The 22,694-nt window shown below is 46.8% G+C and carries 23 protein-coding genes; 10 read left to right on the top strand and 13 right to left on the bottom strand.

Annotated elements, in window-relative coordinates; genetic code table 11:
• Positions 1–30 precede the first annotated feature (30 nt).
• A complete protein-coding gene (locus tag GCE9029_RS13120; protein ID WP_062663691.1) occupies positions 31–435 on the bottom strand; it encodes a RidA family protein in 405 nt (134 codons plus the stop codon).
• A 134-nt stretch (positions 436–569) separates the two neighbouring features.
• On the opposite strand from GCE9029_RS13120, the gene GCE9029_RS13115 reads away from it, so the two are divergent.
• The 4 genes from GCE9029_RS13115 to GCE9029_RS13100 all read left to right on the top strand — a co-directional run bounded on the left by GCE9029_RS13115 (position 570) and on the right by GCE9029_RS13100 (position 3,912).
• Positions 570–1,463 (top strand): LysR family transcriptional regulator, encoded by an 894-nt coding sequence (locus tag GCE9029_RS13115; protein WP_062663690.1) that lies wholly within the window; start codon positions 570–572, stop codon positions 1,461–1,463.
• 79 nt (positions 1,464–1,542) lie between these two features.
• The gene (trxC, locus tag GCE9029_RS13110) at positions 1,543–1,971 is read left to right on the top strand and encodes a thioredoxin TrxC (protein ID WP_002538596.1); all 429 of its coding nucleotides are present in this window, start codon (positions 1,543–1,545) and stop codon (positions 1,969–1,971) included.
• Positions 1,972–2,125: 154 nt separating this feature from the next.
• Positions 2,126–2,506, top strand: a complete 381-nt coding sequence (locus tag GCE9029_RS13105) for a hypothetical protein (RefSeq protein WP_002538595.1) — start codon at positions 2,126–2,128, stop codon at positions 2,504–2,506.
• A 17-nt stretch (positions 2,507–2,523) separates the two neighbouring features.
• The gene (locus GCE9029_RS13100) at positions 2,524–3,912 is read left to right on the top strand and encodes a class II fumarate hydratase (protein ID WP_062663689.1); all 1,389 of its coding nucleotides are present in this window, start codon (positions 2,524–2,526) and stop codon (positions 3,910–3,912) included.
• Positions 3,913–4,048: 136 nt separating this feature from the next.
• Here GCE9029_RS13100 and GCE9029_RS13095 read toward each other — a convergent pair whose 3' ends face one another.
• The 7 genes from GCE9029_RS13095 to GCE9029_RS13065 form a co-directional block, all read right to left on the bottom strand.
• Positions 4,049–4,294, bottom strand: a complete 246-nt coding sequence (locus GCE9029_RS13095) for a hypothetical protein (protein WP_002538593.1) — start codon at positions 4,292–4,294, stop codon at positions 4,049–4,051.
• Positions 4,295–4,370: 76 nt separating this feature from the next.
• Positions 4,371–5,552, bottom strand: coding sequence for an alpha/beta hydrolase (locus tag GCE9029_RS13090; protein WP_062663688.1), 1,182 nt, complete (start codon positions 5,550–5,552; stop codon positions 4,371–4,373).
• A 131-nt stretch (positions 5,553–5,683) separates the two neighbouring features.
• Positions 5,684–6,028: a VOC family protein gene (locus tag GCE9029_RS13085; RefSeq protein ID WP_062663687.1), complete on the bottom strand. Its 345-nt coding sequence runs from the start codon at positions 6,026–6,028 to the stop codon at positions 5,684–5,686.
• 107 nt (positions 6,029–6,135) lie between these two features.
• Positions 6,136–6,507: a nuclear transport factor 2 family protein gene (locus tag GCE9029_RS13080; protein ID WP_231870098.1), complete on the bottom strand. Its 372-nt coding sequence runs from the start codon at positions 6,505–6,507 to the stop codon at positions 6,136–6,138.
• A 192-nt stretch (positions 6,508–6,699) separates the two neighbouring features.
• Positions 6,700–7,173, bottom strand: coding sequence for a GNAT family N-acetyltransferase (locus GCE9029_RS13075; protein ID WP_062663685.1), 474 nt, complete (start codon positions 7,171–7,173; stop codon positions 6,700–6,702).
• Between the two features lie 22 nt (positions 7,174–7,195).
• The gene (locus tag GCE9029_RS13070) at positions 7,196–7,579 is read right to left on the bottom strand and encodes a Rid family hydrolase (RefSeq protein WP_062663684.1); all 384 of its coding nucleotides are present in this window, start codon (positions 7,577–7,579) and stop codon (positions 7,196–7,198) included.
• The gene (locus GCE9029_RS13065) at positions 7,576–8,079 is read right to left on the bottom strand and encodes a GNAT family N-acetyltransferase (RefSeq protein WP_062663683.1); all 504 of its coding nucleotides are present in this window, start codon (positions 8,077–8,079) and stop codon (positions 7,576–7,578) included. The genes GCE9029_RS13070 and GCE9029_RS13065 overlap by 4 nt, the downstream gene beginning before the upstream one ends.
• 434 nt (positions 8,080–8,513) lie before the next feature.
• On the opposite strand from GCE9029_RS13065, the gene GCE9029_RS13060 reads away from it, so the two are divergent.
• A complete protein-coding gene (locus tag GCE9029_RS13060; protein WP_062663682.1) occupies positions 8,514–9,545 on the top strand; it encodes an extracellular solute-binding protein in 1,032 nt (343 codons plus the stop codon).
• A gap of 385 nt (positions 9,546–9,930) precedes the next feature.
• On the opposite strand, the gene GCE9029_RS13055 is transcribed toward GCE9029_RS13060, so the two are convergent.
• Entirely contained in the window at positions 9,931–11,082 is a 1,152-nt protein-coding gene (locus GCE9029_RS13055) for a porin family protein (protein ID WP_062663681.1), read from the bottom strand.
• A gap of 850 nt (positions 11,083–11,932) precedes the next feature.
• Between GCE9029_RS13055 and GCE9029_RS13050 the strand changes: the two genes are divergently transcribed.
• Positions 11,933–13,651 (top strand): hypothetical protein, encoded by a 1,719-nt coding sequence (locus GCE9029_RS13050; RefSeq protein WP_062663680.1) that lies wholly within the window; start codon positions 11,933–11,935, stop codon positions 13,649–13,651.
• Positions 13,652–13,718: 67 nt separating this feature from the next.
• Here GCE9029_RS13050 and pcp read toward each other — a convergent pair whose 3' ends face one another.
• The 3 genes from pcp to GCE9029_RS13035 are packed head-to-tail and all read right to left on the bottom strand — an operon-like array spanning position 13,719 to position 15,987.
• A complete protein-coding gene (pcp, locus tag GCE9029_RS13045) occupies positions 13,719–14,357 on the bottom strand; it encodes a pyroglutamyl-peptidase I (protein WP_062663679.1) in 639 nt (212 codons plus the stop codon).
• 8 nt (positions 14,358–14,365) lie between these two features.
• Positions 14,366–15,271, bottom strand: a complete 906-nt coding sequence (locus tag GCE9029_RS13040) for a DUF979 domain-containing protein (RefSeq protein ID WP_062663678.1) — start codon at positions 15,269–15,271, stop codon at positions 14,366–14,368.
• 5 nt (positions 15,272–15,276) lie between these two features.
• A complete protein-coding gene (locus GCE9029_RS13035; RefSeq protein ID WP_062663677.1) occupies positions 15,277–15,987 on the bottom strand; it encodes a DUF969 domain-containing protein in 711 nt (236 codons plus the stop codon).
• A 439-nt stretch (positions 15,988–16,426) separates the two neighbouring features.
• On the opposite strand from GCE9029_RS13035, the gene GCE9029_RS13030 reads away from it, so the two are divergent.
• Together GCE9029_RS13030 and GCE9029_RS13025 are read left to right on the top strand one after the other, a co-directional pair.
• Complete coding sequence (locus GCE9029_RS13030; RefSeq protein WP_062663676.1) at positions 16,427–16,999, top strand: hypothetical protein; 573 nt, start codon at positions 16,427–16,429, stop codon at positions 16,997–16,999.
• A 206-nt stretch (positions 17,000–17,205) separates the two neighbouring features.
• The gene (locus tag GCE9029_RS13025) at positions 17,206–17,709 is read left to right on the top strand and encodes a L,D-transpeptidase family protein (protein WP_062663675.1); all 504 of its coding nucleotides are present in this window, start codon (positions 17,206–17,208) and stop codon (positions 17,707–17,709) included.
• A 54-nt stretch (positions 17,710–17,763) separates the two neighbouring features.
• On the opposite strand, the gene GCE9029_RS13020 is transcribed toward GCE9029_RS13025, so the two are convergent.
• Positions 17,764–20,823, bottom strand: coding sequence for a M6 family metalloprotease domain-containing protein (locus GCE9029_RS13020; RefSeq protein ID WP_082804352.1), 3,060 nt, complete (start codon positions 20,821–20,823; stop codon positions 17,764–17,766).
• Positions 20,824–21,242: 419 nt separating this feature from the next.
• Here GCE9029_RS13020 and GCE9029_RS13015 point away from each other — a divergent pair, with 419 nt between their 5' ends.
• A complete protein-coding gene (locus GCE9029_RS13015) occupies positions 21,243–22,367 on the top strand; it encodes a Na/Pi symporter (protein WP_062665658.1) in 1,125 nt (374 codons plus the stop codon).
• 9 nt (positions 22,368–22,376) lie between these two features.
• Positions 22,377–22,625 (top strand): hypothetical protein, encoded by a 249-nt coding sequence (locus tag GCE9029_RS13010; RefSeq protein WP_062663673.1) that lies wholly within the window; start codon positions 22,377–22,379, stop codon positions 22,623–22,625.
• The last annotated feature ends 69 nt before the right edge of the window (positions 22,626–22,694 follow it).

The following is a 22,694-nucleotide window of genomic DNA, read 5'->3' as shown; positions in this document are numbered from 1 at the left end:
TTGATCTCATTATTATTTCAAATTCATTCGTTATTGGGGAAGCGCGGCGTAGACAACCAGTTCCACCAACATACCTTCCCTCGCTAAACCCGCCACCACCATGGCCGCACGGTTGGGGTATGGCGCATTAAAGTATTCGCCGTACACCTGATTGACGGTTGCAAGGTAACTACGGTCGGTGACGTAAATCAGCACTTGCAGGACCGCTGAACTGGTCACGCCTGCGCTTTCAAGCGTGTGCATCAGGTTATCCATGGTTTGACGGGTCTGTGCTTCAATGCCGCCATCCACCAGCTGACCTTGGCTATCAATCGGGATTTGAGCAGTGTAGAGCGTGCCGTTATGCCCTATCGCCCACTCAAGGGGCGCTTTTGAGGCAAACAGATCTGTTTTAATCACGGATTTTTCTGCAGGGTGATTATCTTGAGGCAACATTGAATTCAGACTCTCTTTGTCAATTTATTAACAATTGATTAAAGTCTGCCTTACAATTCTTGATAAAACGAACGGTTAATTTTTTTCAATTGTTCAGTTTTATTTATCACTTTTCAGAGGGAGATTTGGAGCACATGGATATCAAGCTGCAGCAGTTGAAACACTTTTCTCTGGTGGCAGAACAGCGTGGTTTTCGCGCTGCGGCTTCAAAAGCCAATCGTTCACAGGCTGCACTGTCTACCTCGGTAAAAGAACTTGAAAGGATACTGGGGCAATCCCTGTTTGATTCCGGACACAAGGCTAAGCTCACCCCTTTTGGCGAATTCTGTCTTCCTAAAATCAATCAGTTCCTAAAGCTCTATGATGAGCTGAACTCTGACCTCTGCGCTGCCGCCGCAGGCCAGTTAGGTCAGGTTAGAATTGCCAGCGTTCCTTCTGTCGCCGCCAAATTAATCCCTACCATTCTTGCAAGCTACACAGAAAATCATCCGAATGTAGATGTCGCTCTGGTGGATGACAACGCAGCCGGTGTCGAAGCAAGGTTACTCGCAGGTGAAGTAGATTTGGCGCTGGGAAACTGTCTTCATATTCAGGATGAACGCATTGAATTCACACCGTTGCTGGCCGATCCTTTGGGTGTCGTGTGTTTGAAGGACCACCCTCTAACGCAGCAGGCAAGAAACATCGAATGGCAGGATTTGGTGGCGCTTCCTTTTGTAAAAAATGGTACCTGTACGCTGCTTGAGCCAACACATGCCAATGTGCTCGCTGCCAATGCACGTTACAGCGTCGAAAATATCACTTCCCTGTTTTCCGTTTTAAAGCTTGGGATAGGCATTACTACCCTGCCTAAACTCGCTTTCCCAGATGATGAGAAAGATCTCTGCTGGCTCCCTCTAACAACACCTTATGTGGAAAGACAAATTGGTATCTTACGGCTGAAAGATCGCTATTTTTCACCGCAGGCTTGTGAATTTTACGAACTGTGCAAAACACGACTTGCTGATGATAGGAAAAACCAATCCTAACGATAGGAGAAATGAAATAGCCTCAGACACCAGATACGAATAACCTACACCTAAGCAAATCAAAGGAAAGGTTTTCAAAATGAGTACATTAACCGTGCGTTGTCCACATTGTAATAAGCTGAATCGCATTCCAGCTGAGCGCGTTGATGAGAATCCAAGCTGCGGTATTTGTAAGTCTTCGCTGCTAACAGGAAAACCGATTGAAGGCACTGATGACAATATGGACGCACTGCTCGCTTCTGGTAAGCCTGTGGTTATTGATTTTTGGGCACCTTGGTGTGGCCCATGTCAGGGATTCGCGCCAGTATTTGAGGCCACCGCAAAAGGTAAGCAAGAAGACGCTATCTTCGTGAAAGTAAACACGGAAGAGCAGCAAGCGTTGGCAGCGAAATATCGAATCCGCAGCATCCCGACCATTATGGTGTTCAAGGATGGCAAGATGGCCCAGCAAATCAACGGTGCGCTGCCACAAAATGAGTTCAACGGCTGGTTATCCCAGACTATCTAACTCATTTCACTATCCATACCGAGGGGCGCTAAAGCGCCCCTTTTTCGTTTCGATTGCACCGAAACCCTCAATAACGACAAAAACCAAGGGGTTGTTATCAAAAACATTAAATGATAATAATTATCATTATCCAGAAATAAATCAGGGCCGGTACATGATCGACAGAACGTTTTTATACACAGAGTATTTTCAGTCGTTGGAAAGGTTTAATAGTTCAGACATTGTCTGGGGCTATGAGCCTGATGTGGTTTACCACTTCATTCAGTCTGGTGTCACGCTCGCTTCCTACCATGAGTTAGGCGCAGAAAACGAAAGCCCGCTGCTCGCCGAGCTGTATCTGCGTCAGATTTATTTCGCAATGATTGAAGCCATCCGCGACCCCGAGCGATCACAGCAATTCCGCCACGTGTGCCTGAACATGATTCACGAGCCTCTGATTGCTCTCAAACGGTTTTATAAACGCCGCCATGGCGGGGAACAGAGATTCCTCTCACTACAACTCGAATTACAACGCCTTCAGGCACCATTGGATTAAAGGCAAAAGGACCCTGTATGACTACCCAAGAATTCAGAACAGAGAAAGACAGCATGGGGGAAATTCGCGTTCCTGCCGATGCCCTCTACCAAGCACAAACTCAGCGCGCTGTCGACAACTTCCAGTTCAGTCGACACACCATGCCAGCCACTTTTATTCAGGCCTTGGCATACATTAAGCAGACCGCTGCTATCACCAATGCACAGCTGGGTTTGCTGCAAGGTGACATTGCTGAATCAATCTCTGACGCTGCCCAAGAGATCATTGATGGTGAACACCTAGATCAGTTTCCTGTCGATGTGTTTCAAACCGGTTCGGGCACCAGTTCTAACATGAATGCCAATGAAGTGATTGCGACGCTCGCCAGCGCCAAGCTTGGCGATGTTGTTAGTCCAAATGATCATGTAAATATGGGCCAAAGCAGCAATGACGTTGTCCCTACGGCTATTCAAGTTAGCGCCGCCTTAACGATTGAAAAGCACCTTCTACCATCTTTGGCGCATCTCTCCCATACACTGCATATGAAGCGCGAAGATATCGGTGCCGTAGTCAAAACAGGGCGCACTCATTTGATGGATGCGATGCCAGTGACCTTTGATCAGGAACTCGGTGGCTGGCAGTTCCAGGTTGAGCATGCCAAACAAGGCATTGAGCGCTGCCTGGAAGCCGTTAAGGCTCTCGCTCAAGGTGGAACTGCCGTTGGTACGGGTATTAATGCAGATCCACGATTTGCCTCTGCCTTCGCCCATAACCTTTCGCAAGCGACAGGCACGCAGTTTGAAGCCAGCGAAAACTTCTTCTTCAACCTCAGCAGTCAAGACGCCATGGTTGCCTTGTCTGGCCAACTCAAGACGGCTGCTGTCGCCATTATGAAGATTGCCAATGATCTACGTTGGATGAACTCCGGTCCATTGGCAGGATTAGGAGAAATTGAGCTTCAAGGCTTACAACCAGGCTCTTCCATCATGCCGGGCAAAGTTAACCCCGTGATTCCTGAAGCCGCAGCCATGGCAGCAGCACAGGTAATTGGCAACGACGCCACCGTCACCGTGGCTGGCCAATCTGGCAACTTCCAGCTTAACGTGATGCTTCCGGTGATTGCTCATAATGTGTTGGAGAGTATTGAACTGCTCAGTAACAGTTCGCGTGCACTCGCAGACAAAGCCATTTTCACGTTCACGGTCAGGAAAGAAAATCTGGATGTTGCGCTGGCGAAAAACCCCATTTTGGTCACGGCACTCAACCCCGTGATTGGCTACCTGAAAGCGGCAGAAATCGCCAAAAAGGCATACAAAGAAGGTCGAGCCATCATTGATGTTGCGAAAGAAGAGACAGATTTAGACAGAGAAACGTTAACGCGCTTGCTCGACCCTACCCAGCTCACCCAAGGTGGGTTGGCAGAATAATAACTCAAAGCACTACCTTCACTTGCTGAAATACCGGAACAGCAGTTAGACTCCGGACAACAAACGCCCTCAATTGAGGGCGTTTGTTGTTAGGGGCTGTTGATCTTTGGTGAAAGCGAACTTCCTACATCAGGAATTAATGCTTTTTCGGTCCGTAACGAACCAGATCTTTGCCAGTCTCAAACACTTCAGGGGTTACGTCGCGCGCAAGGATCAGTTGATGTTTATCATCCAGCACCGCGAGAAACGGTTGACCCGTTGCATTGTTGGTTGCCAGCGCAACACCCGCTACACCCGTCAGTCCCAGACCACCGCTTTCAATGGCGATAAGGAAGGTTTCCAGCTCTTCGAGGGTGCTGATGATATCAATTTTGTCAGTCATAAATTCACAGTTATTGTGGTTTGAATAATGCGCAGGATTATTCCATGCTGCACACGCCATTGGCAACGAGACGCGCTTACTTTGTCACGGTTCCAATGGTTTTTGCTAACTCTGAAAAATAGGGATTCCACGTCAAACGGGCATGGATTTTACCTTGTTCCAGATAGTCATAACTGGAATACCAAAGTTCGTCGCTATTAGGACACGCTTTTTCCGCTTCCTCACTCTGACCGTTGTCACAAACCAATTGGCTACCATTTTTGCCGTAGTAGTCATTGGTTGGAGAGAACAACACACTCATGTGAGAAAACGTACTGATTCGTTGCTCTGGAATGGATGAAGCCAAAGAGATAATGCGTGTGTCTCCTGTGATTTCCCCGTCCCCGTACCATACAAACCGACTTTGAGGATGAAGAAAGCTTGATTTAAACAGGTCAATGGTTTCAGCGGAATCCAACACGCTGTCGCTCTCGCTGATGACAATCAGTACAGGCTTGCGATATGGCTTTTCTGATAGCTGATCATTCACTTCACTGACCGATTCAGAAAACAAAGCTGCACCGTTTGTGGCCAAGGTCGCGTAACGGGTGTAGTTGTCTTCATGCGGATCAACATCCAGCCAATCTAGGAAATAGTTGGCCACTGGGGCAATCACATGAAGAGAATCTTTTGGTGCCATGGCCGGAGAGAACAACAGCAGACCATCAATATCATCATGTTGAGCAGCATAAGCCGTTACGAGGTTTGCACCCGTCGAGAAACCGCCCAACCAAACTTCATCGACATCGTTTGCAAGTAGCTCAGCATGGTGCTGAACCACCCGCTTCCAATCATCAAAGGTTGGCAGTATCAGGTCACCGGGACGCGAGCCATGACCGGGAAGTAAAACGGTTCTAACCAGAAAGCCCTGCTCAGAGAGAGCGTTGGCAATATCTCTGAAATAGAATGGAGAATCACCAAGCCCGTGCACAAAAAGTACGCCTTTAGTCGGCGTGACTTGGTCCTTTGGAGCAAGCTCAAACGGCGTATTTGCATCAATTTCTGTTTGCTTATCGTCCGTCAAAAAGACCCGGTTTTGCTCCAGCCAAAGTTTGGTGTCCTTAACATATTCCTCAAACGACGTTTGCTCATACTCAGGCAATTTCTCTGATGTGCGATATAGAGGCTCATCAGGTGCCAGCAAACAGCCTGTTGTCAGGAATGCTCCTGCCAACACAACAATTGCCGGCTTCAAATAGTTTGAGTATCTGGATTTCATAACACCTCTTTGGGGATAGAGTTAGCCACCTTCGTTGCTATAGAAATCAATTTAACTGATGCGATGTAAAAAAAATGTGGAGCGCAGGAGTCCTTCTCATTCAGAAGAAAGATATCCGCTCTATCACTTTGCTAAATTTGCCAAAAACCGTGCTCAACAGAGCTCAGAATGTAAATGGCAAATTTCCCCTTGCCGGGGATTTCCATTGGAGGAACGGCAACTTCAGCGCCATTCGCTTCAACATCTGCAATCGCTTTTTCAATGTCTTCCACTAACCAGTATGGGCGCACAACCGGAGTTTCATTTTCGCGCAATTGTCCTCTGACACCAACCATCGTTCCATCCGCCAATACACTCGTTCGAGCACCGCCAAGTAACGGTTCCGGTTCACTAAAGGTGATCTTATTAGTCGCCTCGTATGCCTTACATACTGATTCAGCATCAGTAGTGACAATTTCCAGATAATGTACTTTCATGATTTTCCTTTCGTTAGCCGATTGTGCTGAGCACCTTAATTAAAACGTGAATAAGTAGTCATCCTTTACCACTTAAATCATCTCATTATCACCATGAATCCCAGTTATTAGTTTGGAATAGGTAAATTGTGAGCTTTTAAGAAACTCAGCTTATCCCAATAACCACGCTGGAAAACGATGAGTCCATCCTCAAACTGGAAGAATCCACAGCCACGCAAACCGATCGGGTCTTTCCATTCCAACATTGCCCAATCACCATCTTGGAAAATGTTCTCCACAATACAGACCATCTCAGCAGCAGAAAACTCATTGGCGAACATTTGTTTGATTGCTGATTTACCAACAACTGGTTCGTTGGCCACTTGATGGTTCACTGCGCTTTCCGCATAGAACTCAGCAATCATTTCAGCATCACCTTTGTTAAAGGCGTCTACCCACTTTTCAATAAGTTGTCTTGGTTCCATTGTCATCTTACTCATTAAAAACTAAAACAATTCCAATATGTTCTGACCTGACAATTATTGCAACATAATGTTCTGTATAACCCCTAATGATTGATACATTTGCTCTAATTCAGTGTATTAGGTACGGCAACGCCCAAAGTGATGAGCTTTGGGCGTTGGGTTTGAATGCTGCTGAGAGACGAATAAACGCAATAAAATCTGACGTTGTCAGATTACATCCCAGCGGAAAAATGGGCGCTCGCCATCCATTCGCTCGATACAAGCTCCGATACGGTTATAGAAATTATGCGCTTTTTTATTGTAAGGGCTGGCTGTCCAAGCAATATGGGATGCCAAAGATTCTCGAGCCAGGTCGTACAGAGATTTCATCAATACATGCCCGTAACCTCTCGATCTTCTCTCATCAACCACTAAGAGGTCATCAAGCCAAATTAGTGGCTCCCCACTGAACGAGGAATAGCGGTAATGAAATAAAGCGAATCCAATCACTTCTCCATCGCTGGATTCCAAAAGTAAAGCATGAGCATACCGTTGCTTCCCAAACAGTGTACGTTCTATTTTTTCAACTGAAGTTGAGATTTCTCCATTGAAGCCTTTCATGCTTCGATCAAACTCAGCTTTTAACGAAATCAGAGCCAGTAGTTTGGATGAATCCTCTTTTACGGCATTCCTTACGATCACTTTTATTCCCTCGATACTAAATCTAGCGCTTGGCAACAATTCTCATCTCTACCAACGCGTTCTCAGGAATAAACTCCGATACACCAATGGCAGACCAAGCAGGATATGGCGCTTTGATATACTCATCCTTAACCCTAGAGAATACATCGATGTTCTTTTTTAGTTCGATGTGAAATGTGGTCATTTCAACAATATCTGAATAGCAGAGCCCTGCCGCATTCAGGTATATACCCAGTTTGTAAAACGCATCGTGAAACTGCTCTTCCGGGTCTATGCTGATTGGCTTGTCTTTTCTTGCAGCAGTCACACCGGAAAGATACACAGTGCCATCGGCATCGATCACTGGTGAAAAATGCCAATCATCGAAGTAATGCTTAAATTCTTCTGGGACGATTGATTTCTTCATGACACCCTCTTCGTCATCAGCACATCAATAATTGTGGTGCCTTCAAACTCTTCCGAAACAAAACCATCTGCATTTTCAAAACCATGCTTCATGTAAAACTGAATGGCTGTTACGTTGTTATTCAGCACGTATAAATGGATCGTTTCTACGCCGCTATCTCGAGCTGTATTTTCCAAATTGCGCATAAATAGGCTCCCCGAACCCTTTCCATAATGGGTTGGACAAAGGTACAACTTACTCAGCTCAATAATCTCTGTGGCATCGGGGTGGGGTCGATAAGACATAAACCCAACCACCGTGGAGGCACTTTCCGCAATAACGACAAATTCAGCATTCGTTCGTATAGTTTCCTGCCACTCTTTAATACGGGCTGAGAGCGTATAGCCTTTGATATAGTTCTCTGGCATTAACCCCTCGAATGCGACTTCCCAAGAGTCGACATGAATTTTTGCTATTTTCTCCGCGTCAGAAAACACTGCTTTTCTTAGTTTTATCTCCACCTTTTCTACCCTGATACCTGACCTTTTTAAGCGACATAAGGTATCACTCGCTACAATCGCTTACCCACAGGTGACACACGTAAAACGTAACTTCCCAACATGCCTCGCAAATGCCAAAAAGTCCCAATGAAATCCGCTCCTTTCCCACCATTGGGAGTGCTGTCTTTTTTGATTCTTTTCTGCAAGTCAGCATTACAGAAATTGTCTTGTTCTTTTCCCTTAAAGCGAATAGTAGCGTTCGGTCGCCTGAATCAGTTGCCAGCACTGGGTTTCGGCTGTAATATCGCGCCGATTTTTTCGGGCTCGGATGTCTTTCTGACCGCCCAACCGACGAGATTCTCTGAGTAAAATCAGATGTTAACGCGGGGATGACGATGTATCCCTGGAGTATTAATGCGCCCTATCGAGGGGGCCTTTGGAGGTGGAAACCGACAATGAAAAAATGGTCTTCAATTCTGGCCAGCGCTGCATGTGCAGCCGCTATCTTCACCACACCAGCACAAGCTGCTGATGATCAACTGATTTTCGCGAACTGGGGTCCTTACATCTCAACAGAGCTGTTGGAACAATTCACCCGCGAAACCGGCATCAAGGTTATCTACTCAACGTACGAGTCGAACGAAACCCTGTATGCGAAAATGAAAACCCACCCAGACGGGTATGATCTTGTGGTGCCATCAACCTACTTCGTAGCAAAAATGCGCGATGAAGGTATGCTCCAGAAAATCGACCATTCTAAGCTCAACAACTTCACTGAGCTGGATAAGAACTACCTCGACAAGCCGTTCGATCCAAGCAACGATTACTCCATTCCTCACGTGATTGCGATGACAGGTCTGGCAGTGAACACTGACATGTACAACCCAGAAGATTTCGACAGCTGGGCAGATCTGTGGAACCCAGAGCTCGAAGGCCAAATCATGCTGATGGATGACACCCGCGAAGTGTTCCACATCGCGCTGCGTAAGCTGGGTTACTCAGGTAACTCTACCGATCCAAAGCAGATCGATGAAGCTTACGAAGAACTGAAGAAGCTGATGCCAAACGTGCTGGTATTTAACTCGGACAACCCAGCGAACCCTTACCTGTCTGGTGAAGTAGGTCTGGGCATGCTGTGGAACGGCTCAGCGGCTGCAGCACAACGTGAAGGTCTACCGATTGAACTGGTATGGCCTAAAGAAGGCGGTATCTTCTGGGTAGATAGTCTGGCAATTCCAAAGAACGCGAAGAACACGGAAGCGGCTCACAAGATGATCGACTTCCTTCTGCGTCCTGAGATTGCGGCAAAAATCAGTGCTGATAACGGTTACCTGACTGCGGTTGAGAAATCTAACGCCGCCTACAAAGACAACCCAACCTTGTTCCCACCACAAGAAGACATTGACCGTGGTGAGTGGCAAGACGCCGTTGGTGACCTGACTGAGAAGTACGAAAACTACTTCCTGCGTTTGAAAACTGGCGAATAACTTCTGAGTTTGAGCACAAAGGCCACCCTCTCGGTGGCTTTTTCCTTACTTATTTTGCGTAAATTCAACCTAAAGAAAACGTCTCACCTTTTAAATTAGCAATCTGTTTAAAACGCTATTCCCTTCAAAATTTCACTTAGCGATTACGCTTAAATGAAAGCGGTTTCTTCTATACACCCCAGATGCAGTCGTTACGTTTATTCCCAAGCCAACCAACGGGAGTTACAAATGTTTTTCTTGGGGTGTTTTTTTTCGAATTGAAAAAGTGGCGTCAAGCTCTAAGCCAAACTTAACGCCATCAGCACATATCAACCAGCGACCTCTCAGCGCTCATTTTATTGTGCTCAACAAACCAGGCGTGGTTTAAGGGAACTGTTTGCGGCGATCAGAACGTCACCACGGCGCCTAAGGCATAAGTGTTGTTCTTCTCAGTTTTTCCTTCATTGACTTCCGTGCGGTTGTATTCAGCCACCAATGTCAGATTGCTGTTGACCGTGTGGAACCAAGCCACTGCTTTGTTTTCATACTCCAGCGTTTTCTTACCATCCGACTCTACTTCTGTGTTGCCGTAAGACAGCACAAATCGCTCACTATCAAAGGTGTAAGAACTTTGTAGCAAATACCCGTCCGATTTGGTTTTCTCATTACTCACGATAGTATCCAAACCTGCAACATCACCCAGCCCAGTTGTGCTGAAGCCCGAGGCATTCAACGCTAAACCTCCGAAGCCAACTCGGACACCACCACCGAGACCATCCGAATCAACAGTGCCATTACTGTCTTTCGAACTTTGAGTCACGCCATTGATGTAAGCTTTGAAGTCAACAGCATCAAAATTGCCGGTATATGTCACTTCACTCTCAAAGCGAGGACTGTCTTCTGAGCTATTGGCACTTTTCTTGTTCGGATCCATCACACCCACTGCGATTTGGAAACCAGACAGATCAGGTGTGCGATAAGTAATTTGAGCTTTCGGGAATGGATAGGTGTAACCCGAGCCAATGTTACCGAAAGAAACGTTTCCACCGTCAATAAGGCCATAGTAATCACTGCTTTGGCCGTGACCGAGTAGCAACTCATCAGTCAGAATATTACTGCGGGAAAACAAGCCGAAGTCTTTACCCAGCAATACCTGGCCCCAATCAGCGTCGATGGTGGCGTAAAACTGTCGGACATCAATGCCTGATCGGGTTCCCAATCCTTCCGCTCCACGGTTTGTGTCGGTGTCATTCAACGTCACCCAAAATGACGAACGTGCTCCAATCTTGAGGTCATTTACCTCGGTTTTGAAGTTAAAGCCGATGTAATTCGGCAAGAAACCTACACGAACACGGGACTGATCATGACTGATTTTATTGCTGTTCGGATCATTGAAGTCAGACAAACGATCAGAGCTCGAATTGGTATAGAAGACGTTGACCAAAAGATCAGTGGTAACAGAGTTAGTGTCATCGTCATAGAGTGTCACAGCGGCAGTTGCGTTTGCACACATCATCGCCAAAGTCATTGGTGCAAATTTAAGCGCATGCTTATTCATTAATGGGTACTCCTTACTCATTTTTGCACAAGGCTAAATAACACCACTGCAATTTCTGTAAATTACAGTGAACACTCATCGTATATCGATGCTAATAACCTAATAATTAAGAGTTAGGATGAAATAAACCCCACTTTTGAATGAGCGACCAACATCGGCAAGAAATACCATCAATCGATAATTGTGCACCAGAATTCTATGCACAATATATTCAATTGGCCGAATATACTGAATAAGTGCTTCCAAACAATTCGTGGAAGGGAAAAGGCTTGCCAACAAAATACCCAAGGGCATTGCCTACTTTACGGTCTGTTGCTTAGAAGAGCACATTGCGAGTTTTCTGAAGCTTCAGTGCCCCAGATAACACCTCGCTCACCAACCCCCTAAGAAAAATTTCGAAGAAAGCGCATCCAACTTGGCAGATCTCTCGTCTTACTCCTAAGAACGGATAAAAAAGTTTTTCTGAGTTGTCATCGAATTTTTCACTTTGGATGTAAGTAGAAAATCATACTTCTGAAGATATTCTCTCAGGCAAAAAGCACACCACTCTGAATTTTACTTTTTAATTTGCAGTGACTTATCTGTGCGATACTTTTCAATGAAAATCATTATCAATGGGATATTTATTCAAAATAATCATCACTAAAATAAGACCTAATTTAGTTATTAGGAAATTAGTAAGTTCAGAATTACACGGCGTCTCATTATCGCATCATAAAAATATTTACTCCTTCTCAGATACTCCTTTTCGAGTAAAGCAGTAAGACCTTGAATTCAAAATAACCTTTTAATTTTTATGGTTAATCCCCAAGCAGTTTTACGTTTCAGCTTGGCGAAAAAGGAGCTTCGTATGCGACATCGTTTCACACTGATTTCATCACTTATCGCGTTCTCAACGCTCACTGGCGCACAGGCATATGCCGCGTGTCCGGGTAATGTCTATTCCATCAATGGCGGTCGAGGTGAAGTGGGCCTGCTTTTGGATATTCAGGAAGACAAACAATTAACTGGCTACAGCAACCCTGGAACCCGAGCGTTGCTGGAGTCCCGTACATTATTCAGCAGTTCAGCAATGACTTACGACCCAACAACCAACCGTACCTACTACGCGAGCGTTACCCGCCCGACAGCTTATTATGTGGAGGGAGTTGAAAGCGTGGTGTCTGCCGACGAGCTGAAGAGCCTCTCTCTTCATGAGAAAACATCGCTACCAAACCAACTTGCTTACTATGACCACAGCACGCAAACACACACTGTGCTTGCGAATGTACCCGAAATATTTCGAATGGCATTTGATCCTGTCTCGGAACAACTGGTTGCATCAGACGGTGATAGGATCTTTTCTATCAACCCCAGTGACGGTGTTGTCACCCAGCTCTCCACATTCAGTGACGGTGTGAAGTTTGGCGGATTCAGTTCTTGGGGTGACTTTTTATTCTACGACGGAGAGTTGCTGTTCATTACGAATACACGCACCTTTTCAGTCAATCCATCTTCCGGTGAGGTGTCACTGAAGTCTTTCCACTACATTAATTTTGTCACTGCAGCGACGCTCGACCAAAATGGTCAAGTCATCATTGCAGCCAAAAACCAGAACGTCACCAGTAACATCAACAGTACCTTTCTTTACCGACTCAATCCGGATTCAGGCGAACGGGTGAAGATCGGCCTATTTCCTGCCCGCATCAATGCGTTGGCGACCAACACTATGGAAGAACACACCTGCTATGACAAAACCATTTTCCCTAGCGAGAAAATCGTCAATGTCACTGGTGTTGGTAGTGACACTGTCACTGAGGGCGAAACTGCGAAACTGACCGTAAATTTCGACACTTCAACCAAAGCGACCAAAGACATCAACCTTGCCTTGGTTGACGGTACTGCGATTGGTGGAACCGATTTCGAGCGTGAAGTAAAAGTCATTTTCTCTGATGACACGAGCGTCAACATCACATTGAATGCCGATGGAACCGTGGTTACCGTGCCTGCTGGCGTCTCCAGTTTAACTGTCGAAATCACGACGATTGATGACACTGAAGACGAAGAATCAAAGTCTGCAAGCGTTTCTGCTTGGTTTAAAGATGACGAAAGCGATAAAGCGAACGGATCATTGACCATTGAAGACAACGATGAGCCACTGGTACCCACAGTGTGTACTACAGACCAACGTGTTCAGGTAAGAACAAGTGGCGCTTATGTGTTTGTTGATTGCAGCAACGGCCGACTGGGTGGTCCTTCTATCAGCGCACAGAACATCACTAAACGTGTAAACTGGTCAACCAACAGCTACGGTGGCGGCAACCAAAGCGACTGGAATACGCAAATTGGCGTCACAGAGGTAGGCGACTTGAAATCCATGTCTTACTACGGCAGCGGATCAAACAGCTCAAATGTCTGTTCAAATGGCGGCACGTCAGGCACTCGAATCAACACAACGATTTCCGGGAGTATCAAGCTCAACGCCAACGGCGATACCGTTTGCCAGATTACATTGAACGAGACCTTCTGTGACGGCAGAGGTGGCTTGCGATACCAAAACTCCAGCAGTTCAACGTGTGAGTACTATTAAGTCCCTCATATTCGCAAAGAGCCGACATTGTCGGCTCTTTTCTTATTAAACTATCAGTGGCTCAGGCTTAGCAAATCTGCCCTGCTCCTACTGATATGTCTTTCTTGTTATCGATGGTTGCCTGTGCAGCCAAACGAAGTCCTTCAACGATAATTTCTAAGGACATTGAAGGCTGGTCAGTCGCGGCAGCCTGCTCTGGCAATAAAGGAATATGAATGAAGCCATGACCGATATCCGTATCACGCAAAAAATGCTGAATACCGTAGAACACATGGTTACAAACAAAAGTACCTGCCGTATTTGAAACCTGACATGGAATGCCACTTTCCTGCAGCTTATGGGTAATCGCTTTGATTGGCAGCGTACTGAAGTATGCGGCCGGGCCCTCTTCATAGATAGGCTCATCAATTGGTTGATTACCGCCGTTATCAGGGATGCGGAAGTCATCGATATTAATCGCCACTCGCTCAGGCGTAATCGCGTTGCGACCTGCCGCCTGACCAACCGTAATCACATAGCTTGGCTGGTGAGTTTCAACTGCAGCACTGATCGCTTTCAACGCTTCGAAACGTGTCACCGGCACTTCACAGGTCACAATCACACCGCCGTCGAGCTCAACGCCATCAAGCTTTTTCACGGCTTCCAGTGCTGGGTTGATAGATGCACCACCAAATGGTTCAAAACCCGTAATCAGAACTTTTTTCATCGCTTTCCTCAGAATGCAAAGCTGTACATAACAAATATGTTGAATGCCAAGATGATCAGCCCTGGGATCACCTGCATAAGAATAACATGGTGCTTGTTTTTCAGTTCAAGCAATGCTGCTGGCACTATGTTGAAGTTTGCCGCCATTGGCGTCATCAGGGTACCGCAATAACCTGAAAGCATGCCAAGCACGCCAATAATTGCGGCATTCCCACCGTTTTCCAATACCAGCAGTGGAATGCCAATACCTGTTGTGATCACAGCGAAGGCCGCAAAGGCGTTACCCATTACCACGGTGAAAATCATCATGCCTGCACAGTAGGCAATCACATTCACCAGCAACATGTTTTCCGGGATCATCATTTTCACGATTTGCGCGACGGTATCACCCACACCCGCTTGGTTAAACAGATAACCCAATGCAGCGAGAAACTGCGACAAGATCGCGGCCCAGCCAATAGAATCAATCAGGCGACGACCTTCGTTCAGGCTATGTATCGGCTGACTCTTTGTCATGACCAACGCCACAATGATTGACGCAATCGAAGCAATACCCAGGCCCACCAGCGCGCCCAGAGAAGTAAATTGGCTGATTGCAACGGTTCCCACTGGCACAATCGCCGCTGGGATAAAGAGTTTGTTTTTCAGCACAGACGCGGTTTTCTGACGCTCTTCTTCGTTGGTGGTTTTGTAATTGCCCACACCCATAAATCCGCCAGCAGCCAGCGCGGTCAGCGCCAGTACCATCAAGCCTGTCACCCAGTTCGGTATCGTCGCGCCGAAGATAAAGGTCACACCGTAAATTAACCAGAAAAGGCCGGTGCCGACGCGTTTGGGGTTGTCTTTGTCCAAAAAGGTTTGAAGTGAGAAAGCCAGCAACAGCAAACCTGTGGTTTGGTAAATATATTCAAGCATGGCAATTACCCTTCGCTTTTAATGTCAGTTGCCGTTGCAGCGGCTTTATCCAAGTTTTTCAGCAAACGGGCTTCCATGACTTTGCTGAAAACCACGAACACGATGTAGGAAGCAATGGCCGTTGGCAGCGCCCACAACGCCATGGTTTCTAACTGCACATCCAACTTGTTGTCAGCCATCACGCCTTTAATCAGCAGGATACCGCCCGTGCCGATAAACAGCAGTTGGCTGAAGAAGTTACCAAAGTTTTCACTGGCAGCGGCGAGTGCGCGAATGGCCTGACGCTTCTCTTCTTGCAGCTTCGGTGAAACTTTCTCTGCTGCCGCTTCCGCCATAGGCGCAATGAGAGGACGGATCATGGATGGGTGACCACCGATACTCAAGCCCATGCCATTCGTCACTTTCCGCAGCAAAAGGTAGGTCATCAGAATTTTGCTGACAGACGCTTTTTTCATGGAACCAATCAGCTGTTCTGCGCGTTGGCGAAGACCATAACGTTCAAGAATGCCGATCATTGGAAGAATAAGGATGAAAAGGGACATATAGCGGTTTTGAGTGAAGGACTGGCCGAGTGTGGAAAGAATATCCATCAAGGCGATGTCAGCGACCAGGCCCGTTGCTACCCCAGCAACTAAAATAACAAGCAAGGTGTTTAGCTTTAATGCCAACCCCACCGTAATTATTACGATGCCAATCAATGGCCAGAAATCTATCATGTTTGCCCTCTACACGGCGTTATTATTGTGTTTGTGGGCAGGTTTTTACCTGCCTTCCACCCGAGTATACGAGAGCCGAAATTTCTCCTCCAATCAGAGTTTTTTGTTATAACAACCAATAAATCACTTCAATTAATCCAATTATTCATTTCCACCACTAAAGTTGGATAACTCTCTTCCAGTAAAGTAAGAACCCTGCTTTGGTCTGCCTATTTATTTTCCTTTGGCTCTAGCTTCAAAGGCAATGAGCGCTTCAAATACGGCCACCGGGCAAAAATTGAACGAAATGCGCTAAAACCAAGCAACTATTAGAATTATCACTTTATCCAGAGGTTGTGGTGTTTAGGTCTCAATTTGAAAACAAAAATGAGCTGCGAAGCTGGATATACTGGGCGCTTGTTTTGTTGTCGCGAATCGACGCAGTCAATAAGGAAGTATGATGGCACCGACTCGTTCTCTGCTAACTCTGATTTTATCTATCTCAACGCTGTCAGCCTGCACCAATCAGCCGGAACCCATTAAACCCATCCAGCTTTATAGCAATAAAGAAACGGTTCAAATGTCTTACTGTGCTGAGCTTGCAGACATGGCATACCTTGTCGCCTCTCAGAAGTTACAAGAACAACCCAAGCAGTCCCAGATTGATCGTTTTGCTACCGGCACTGCCGCGCAAATCAAACTCAATCTGGTTGAAGACGTTTACGCTGCAGATTTCACCAGCGCGTGGGATTACTCAGTGGCTCTGTTCGACCAATGCGCAGTGAAAGTGGCTAATGTTCCACAAGAAAGATTGAATATCGCCAGCTTTTGCGCGCAGAAGTCTTTGGTCGCCGGTGGCGCGTATGATCTCAAACAAGCTGGCGCGCCCAAGCTTGATGCCTACATGGTATTTGCAAGCTACAAAGCGACCAAGCCGTACGAGGTGATCGACGCAGTTTACGAGAAATCCTCTTCACATGATGCGGTTGCAAAGAAGACTTGGGACAGCTGCATCGACATTCTCGCTGAATAACACACCAGCGTAATCATCAGTTTGAGAGCCCCATTCCGCTGATGGGGCTTAATATCACTTCTGAAACACCACCTTTTTCACATCCCTTGTTTTACTGTTTTTCGATACGCCATGCCGTTTAAATGATTGGCTTACGGGCTTCTTATTGCGACTTTTCTGGTGTTGTCACCAATAATGAAACGGAACACTTAAATTTTAGGGATGCCATGAAATCGTTTTTCAGAGCGCTGAGTCTGGTTTTTCTGTGCAGTGCAGTATTCTCAGCCAATGGAATGGAAGCGGAGCACAAAATCGATTTAGTGAAAGTCGACAAATCTGCTCGTAAGATGTACCTGATACAAGGGAACAAAATTGTCCGTTGGTACAGCATTTCCCTCGGAGCAAACCCCAAAGGCCACAAACTCCGCGAAGGTGACAAACGCACGCCGGAAGGCCGCTATTTCCTCGACCTGATTAACGAACAATCCAGCTTCTACCGTTCAATCCGCATTAACTACCCCAACGAAACCGACAGCAAACGCGCCGAAAAGCTGGGTTTTAGTCCTGGCGGACAGATCATGATCCACGGACAGAAAAATGGTAACGGTCCTCATCCCAGTATTAAACGGGGCAAAGACTGGACGGATGGTTGTATTGCCATTGATAACGAGGAAATGGATGAGTTTTTGAGCCTCGTTAAAGTAGGCACCCCTATCGATATCGAGTGGTAAGAAAAAAGCCCAACAAGATTAATCCTGTCGGGCTTTGTTCATTTCGCCTTGTTTTTAAAACCTACGCTGTTTCTTGCGTGCCATCTGCAATGAGCACAAGAAGCTCAGGAGCAACAGCCAAACTGATGCACCACCACCTCCACCACCGCTGATTTCTGGTTCTCCATTTTCAGGTGTTGTCTCCGGTTCATCAGTTAGAAGAATAGTGAGTGTTGCCGTTGCCTCCCTTCCATACTGAGGATCAAAAATATAGTAAGTGATATTCACTTCCTGTGATTCAGGCATCGTGGTTGGGGCTGTAAACCTGATCATGTCATTATCAAGGGCAACACCGAATACGCCTGATGTAGAAGCACCTGAAAGGTAGAAGTAATCACCGTCATGGTCGTAGTCATTGCTTGTAACATCGTAGTAAACCGTTGTCCCCAGAGTTTGGGTGGCATAATCATCCAAAGCGACAGGCACACTGTTCTCAACGGTCAAACGAATAACCTGTGTCGTCACTGCACCGCGAACATCAGTAACTTCCACTGAAAACTCCAGAATGTCATCGGCCTTTACAGAGTCAGGGACAACAAACCGAATTGAGGCTGTATCCAGACTCTCTGCCATTGTCACTTTGCTATCGATTGACCATTGGTAAGACACGGCATCGCCATCAGCATCTGTCACTTCTGCACCTAGAGTCACACCATTTCCAGGGGTCAGAGAAGCATAAAAAGGAACGATCATGACTTCAGGGGCATTGTTTGTCTCCGTAACTTCAACTGTTACTTGAGCAATATTCGATTGTTCTCCGCTATCCTCTTCCACCAGACGATAGGAGAAGCCATCTACTCCTACAAAACCTGTATTAGGGATGTATTGTTCACCCTCTACTTTTCCGTTTTGTGGCGATTCAACGACCTCAACTTGGTACGACTCCCCAACCTTGTAGAAGTCATTTGTCAGCAAGTTCAGTGCAACGGTACCGTTTTCCTGTACTCGCACATTATCATTGGTTGCGACTATCCCAGCAGGAACATCATGATCAAACAGCGCTGCAAATGGCGTCGTATAATAATTTCGCATAGTAAGGCCCGTCGAGGACGCTTGTGACTGGTCTCCAAACCATACCCTTTCTATGCGACGATTCTCTGCGACCTCAGGTTGCGCAAACAGATAGTTTGCCTCAAACATCGCGGTACTTTCGACTTCGACCACCAGCAAGTGTTTGCCGGCGTTAAATACAAACGGGGTATCAAATAAAATCCGTCCCCCTTTCTCTGTTTGTCCTTGGTGAATAAGGTCTGCTGCAGAGGTGTCTATGCTAAGGTTGCCAAACACTGGCGCACTGTAAGGAAGACGCCAAACCTTGTAACTATGCTCAGTAAAGAACGATGTTGGCGATACATGGAACTGAACACCATCAAGCCTTGCGTCGGTTTGGATCTCAAAGGCAAATGCCGCCATATCTGGCTGCTGTCTGTCATCAACATATGACCTTTCAAAGGTTGTCAGCAAGCCAAAGCGGTTGCCAGGCTCAGGTTTATCGACAAAGAAGCTTGCCTTGGATGAATTAGCATTAATACCCGATATGCTTAAATTGCTCGGTTGGCCCGTAATAGATTGCAAAGACGGTTGAGTGCTATCTGAAATTTCCGTTTTTCCATACAGGCCGGGGAATATATCCCCCGAATCTGAGCGGCCACCAATCTCAAGATCCTCTCTGTTGTCAGCTTGAAAGACTTGCACCTGCATTGGACCAGTGTGGTTGAACGCGTTATTCACATTCACGCTGGTCATCAGCAACCCTGTCGCAGCAAGGGCTTGGTCGTAGCCATCAGACACACGGTTTTCCAGATACAGTTTGGAGCCATATTCGCGAAGATAAGGGTCCAAATGCACAACTGCAGCTTCCTGGTTGTCTATTTCTACAAAGTTGTCGCTCGGGACGATTTCGCGTGGAACGAAAAACCCGGCTTGCTGTTTACTCCATGCCGTCATATTTACAGGCGTTTCGCCTGGGTACCGATCTCCAGGTTTCATCCCCCATGAGCCCGCGCCCATTAGGCCCCAACTGCCAATAGACCCATCGTGTTCATACGAGTACAGGTCTGGCAAATCCAGCATTAAGTGTCCTAGTTCGTGCGCGATCACCCCCATGGTGGATTGATGATCACCTTGGAAGTCAGCGAACAGGCAGTAACTGCGGATCTCTTTGCCATCGACAAAAACCGAATCATGAGAGAATTTATGAGGCCAAATCGCTGGGCTTCCAGATAAGGAACCATACGACATATCGTTGCCCGCAAACACAAACATCACCGAGAGTTCATTGGGCGAAATTGTGCCGTCACTGTTGCTGTCGTAGGCCGAAAAATCCAAATGGCTGTCTAAAGAACGATAAGCCTCTTTGAAGACTTGGTTTAGCTTCAAATCACAGAACGAACCACGGTGACAGTTGGGGTGATCAAGATCCAAAGAGACAGAAATGACACCATCATTAACTTGCCCTTGGGATTCAACAGCAGGCACGACACGATAGTTGTTCATTGAGTTTTTAAGGAAGTAATCCGTCACACTCTGCTTGCCATCTGTGCCGAAAATCAGTGGCTGGAAATCATTTTGCATCACCACGTCTTTGAAAGAGACTGTCACCACAAGCAGAGGCTGCTCGACAGAGCTGGAAGCAAACGAGACTCCCTCTCTAGCCACAGGTGCCGGAGATGTTTGCATTTGTGAGTAGGTAAACTGGGCGGTTTTGTCAGCCATGAGCTGTGCTCGGGCGAAGGGATGAACAGATACAGATTCAGGTCTGTATTGAGAGAGTGCCACCGTGTGTTCTTCGCCCGTTTTTAACACCCCCGTTGATTTAAGCAGGGCTTGGCCGTTTTCGAGACGCATTTCAGCCAAATACCAGTTTTGGTCCTCGAAAACCAAAGCATTGCCTGCTCTATCTTCGTGCCAATGAAACGCTTCATTACCCCGAAGTCTCACTTCTATCTGATCGCCACTTTCCAACTCTACCTGATGCCAGACTGGTGCTGGCATTGTTGTAGAAAATGCGCTGCTGGAGACCACAGATCCCAACATGGCGATCATCAGGCTTGTTACCTGTTTGCATCCATTCATAAAACCCCGTTACCCCTTCTACAGCGAGAAAAATCGCTAGCTTAATATTTCCCTTATCAATGCAAGCGGGGTATTTAGGCATCTTTTATCAATATTGAGAATGCACCGGAAAACACCTGTCGACCGAAATCACCTTTTCAACTTGGCGGCCTCGTCAAATTTAGGGAAAGGTGTTCGGTAACTTTAATAAGTAAAATTCGACGGGTCAGAGAGTTAGGTAGGGCCTGTCGTCTGCATCCTTCAAAAAGCCCAAATTAAAAGGCATCGCTGAATTTGTCTCTGTATTTAGACGTTGCAATCGCTTTCACCGATCCGCCTCCAAAGTGTAAGAAAAGCTTCATACACCCCTCCTAGTTTTAGCGCTGGAAAACATAACAACTCAGTTGACTAGGGATAGAACTATGGCACAAATAGAAGCTGTGAATCAGCAGGCGGAGAAGCCTGTCAGTTTCATCGTATGGCTAAAAATCGTTGTACTCGTCTACTTGCTCCTGCTGGCAGTAGGCATGATAGGAACAGGCTTTAAATGGGCGACAGGTGGACAGGCGAAAGAACTGTTCGAATTTGCTTCAAACCCCTTTACAGCACTCATCATTGGTACGGTTTGTACCGCTCTGATTCAAAGTTCCAGCACAGTGACATCTATCATCGTAGGGATGGTGGCAGGCGGTCTTCCCGTCGCTACTGCAATCCCCATGGTGATGGGGGCGAATATTGGTACCACCATCACCAATACCTTGGTGAGTCTGGGTCATGTGCGTGACAAGGAAGAATTTAAGCGCGCATTTGCTGCCGCCACGGTCCACGATTTCTTCAACCTTATTTCCGTGGTTATCTTCCTGCCTTTAGAGATCGCAACTGGGTTCCTTCAGAAGATAAGCGCATGGATGGTGGCCCCTCTTTCCAGCACCGATGGGATGAGTATGGGTGACCTTAACTTTATGAAGGCCATCACCAAGCCGATCATCAAATCAGTGCAAGGTGCCATGGAAGTGCTGGGTGACCCTTGGGGTGGCGTGGCTATGATTTTGCTGGGCATTGGTTTGATTTTCGTTTCTATCACCTTTATCGGCAAACTCCTGAAAGTTGCCATGGTAGGTAAAGCCAAGCAAATCCTGCATAACGCGATTGGCCGTGGTCCTGTTACCGGCATTTTCTCTGGCACCATTATTACCATTCTGGTTCAGTCGAGCTCTACAACCACCAGTCTTGCAGTCCCATTGGTTGGCTCGGGCGTATTTAAAGTGCGGGATATTTATCCCTTCACGCTGGGCGCGAATATAGGTACCTGTGTGACTGCCTTACTTGCCGCCACAGCGGTGAGTGGTGAACTCGCCAACGCCGCCTTGCAAATATCCTTGGTGCACCTTGTCTACAACGTGCTCGGGGTCGTAGTGATATTTGGCATACCCTTGTTGCGGGAGATACCGCTTAAAGCCGCAGCATGGCTCGGCAATCTCGCCGCCGAGAATAAACTCTATGCCGTTGGTTACATCCTATTCGTGTTCTTTGTTATTCCGTTGTTCCTGATATTGCTGAGCTAGGAGGAAACCATGCCAGATACCAAAATGTCTTACGACGAGCTGGTTGAAGAGATCAACCGCGCACGCCGACTCTTGTCTCAGTTGGAACTCGCCGCACAAGAGGAGGAAGAACGTCAAAAGCACTTGATGATCGACAACCTTGAAGCCGTCATTGAAGACACTGAACACAACGGTGCGAATGTAAAAGAGTTCAGCAAACTTGCGGCAAGCGAGCTCAAAGCCTTGATCGAGAAGCTGCATAAAAAGCTTCATGATTGAGTGTTAGCGTTAAACCGTTAACTACAGCACTCACCTAAGAAAAAAGCCCGGTGCAGTCCCCCGCACCGG

The organism is Grimontia celer (genome assembly GCF_900055185.1).
In the GTDB taxonomy this organism is placed as follows: domain Bacteria; phylum Pseudomonadota; class Gammaproteobacteria; order Enterobacterales; family Vibrionaceae; genus Enterovibrio; species Enterovibrio celer.
The sequence above is the reverse complement of the archived record's forward strand: the minus strand, read 5'-3'. Positions and strand labels throughout refer to the sequence as shown.